This is a genomic window from Nocardia sp. NPDC003999 (assembly GCF_053604885.1).
Map to the genome: position 1 here is coordinate 1 of NZ_JBSGIB010000050.1, position 1,979 is coordinate 1,979.

Consider the following 1,979-nt stretch of genomic DNA (forward strand, 5'->3'; position numbering starts at 1 on the left):
GATCGTCACCAGACGTGGTCCCCCTTCTCCCGAAGTTACGGGGGCATTTTGCCGAGTTCCTTAACCACAGTTCTCTCGATCGCCTCGGTATTCTCTACCTGACCACCTGTGTCGGTTTGGGGTACGGGCCGTGTACCAACTCACTAGAGGCTTTTCTCGGCAGCATAGGATCACTGAATTCGCCTCAATCGGCTACGCATCACCTCTCAGGCACATGTTGTGCGGATTTGCCTACACAACGCCCTACCGGCTTACACCAGGTAATCCACCACCTGGCCCAGCTACCTTCCTGCGTCACCCCATCGCTTGACTACTACAGCAGGGGTCGTGCGCAGCCGCTTCAAGCTTCCCGAAGGAAGTCCATCCACATTTGGGCACTTAGCACCACTGATTCGCCATTGGGCGCGGATACACGGGTACGGGAATATCAACCCGTTGTCCATCGACTACGCCTGTCGGCCTCGCCTTAGGTCCCGACTCACCCTGGGCGGATTAACCTGGCCCAGGAACCCTTGGTCATTCGGCGGACGAGTTTCTCACTCGTCTTTCGCTACTCATGCCTGCATTCTCACTCGCACAGCCTCCACAACTAGGTCACCCCGCTGCTTCCACGGCTGCACGACGCTCCCCTACCCATCCCAGCTCCTGGCTCGAAAGCAGAATAATGCTGGAATGCCGCGGCTTCGGCGGTGTACTTGAGCCCCGCTACATTGTCGGCGCAGGATCACTTGACCAGTGAGCTATTACGCACTCTTTCAAGGGTGGCTGCTTCTAAGCCAACCTCCTGGTTGTCTTCGCGACCCCACATCCTTTTCCACTTAGTACACGCTTAGGGGCCTTAGCCGGCGATCTGGGCTGTTTCCCTCTCGACTACGAAGCTTATCCCCCGCAGTCTCACTGCCACGCTCTCACACACCGGCATTCGGAGTTTGGCTGACTTCGGTAAGCTTGTGGGCCCCCTAGGCCATCCAGTAGCTCTACCTCCGATGTGAAACACGTGACGCTGCACCTAAATGCATTTCGGGGAGAACCAGCTATCACGGAGTTTGATTGGCCTTTCACCCCTACCCACAGCTCATCCCCTCAGTTTTCAACCTAAGTGGGTTCGGGCCTCCACGACGTCTTACCGTCGCTTCACCCTGGCCATGGGTAGATCACTCCGCTTCGGGTCCATGACATGCGACTCAAAACGCCCTATTCGGACTCGCTTTCGCTACGGCTACCCCACACGGGTTAACCTCGCCACACACCGATGACTCGCAGGCTCATTCTTCAAAAGGCACGCCATCACCCCACCACAAAGGGAAGGCTCTGACGGATTGTAAGCGTCCGGTTTCAGGTACTATTTCACTCCCCTCCCGGGGTACTTTTCACCTTTCCCTCACGGTACTAGTCCGCTATCGGTCACCAGGGAGTATTCAGGCTTACCGGGTGGTCCCGGCAGATTCACAGCAGATTTCACGGGCCCGCTGCTACTCGGGCACCCACTACAACAGAGCACGCATTTTCGCCTACGGGATTCTCACCCTCTACGACAGGCCGTTCCAGACCACTTCGACTAACACGCACTTTTCTGACTGTTGCCTACCACGGCAGTGATAGGAAAGTGAGCCCCACTACCCCACACGTGCAACACCTGCCGGCTATCACACACGCATGGTTTAGCCTCATCCGCTTTCGCTCGCCACTACTCACGGAATCACAATTGTTTTCTCTTCCTGTGGGTACTGAGATGTTTCACTTCCCCACGTTCCCTCCCAACCGCCTATATATTCAGCGGAGGGTGACACGACATCACTCGTGCCGGGTTTCCCCATTCGGAAATCCTCGGATCTCAGCTCGGTTGACAGCTCCCCGAGGCTTATCGCAGCCTCCTACGTCCTTCATCGGCTCCTGGTGCCAAGGCATCCACCGAACGCTCTTCAACACTTACAAACAAAGATGCTCGCGTCCACTGTGCAGTTCTCAAACAACACACC

General features: G+C 56.5%; 1 rRNA gene. It reads right to left on the reverse strand.

The window, feature by feature from the left end:
* Window positions 1-1,935 (reverse strand): 23S ribosomal RNA (locus tag ACWESM_RS36545); the annotation flags it as partial.
* Window positions 1,936-1,979 lie beyond the last annotated feature (44 nt).